Here is a 344-nt window from a genome sequence, read left to right as displayed (position 1 = left end):
CTTCTCAAAATTGAAACCACAACCTTTGCACGTAGTACCATGACGAACAATGCAAGCCTGTCGTGCTCTTGGATCACGTTCATAGGCATTCACGGTTATACGCTTCTTCGCACCTTCAATGTAGTTATCTTGTGTGTTCAAATCATCAGGATATGGGTTTGCGTCATAATATGCGTACCACGTTTCTCCCTCTTTCCGCAGATATCTCTTTTTCAGCTCAGGAGTAAAACCTTCGATTACTGATACATTCGGGTTGTCTTCTCTTTCTGAATGTACCATATCAAAAGTATAAAGTTGATAACCCTGTTCTATTAGTTTTATATGATCTAGTGCTTGAGTATAAC

At 39.5% G+C, this 344-nt stretch carries 1 protein-coding gene; it reads right to left on the bottom strand.

The window, feature by feature from the left end:
• Nucleotides 1-344: hypothetical protein (locus N825_RS40170; RefSeq protein ID WP_245613345.1), on the bottom strand; the 344-nt coding region annotated here is incomplete at both ends.

It is taken from the genome of Skermanella stibiiresistens SB22 (genome assembly GCF_000576635.1).
Lineage (GTDB): Bacteria > Pseudomonadota > Alphaproteobacteria > Azospirillales > Azospirillaceae > Skermanella > Skermanella stibiiresistens.
Note: the sequence above shows the minus strand (reverse complement) of the source record. Positions and strands in the feature narration are given on the sequence as shown.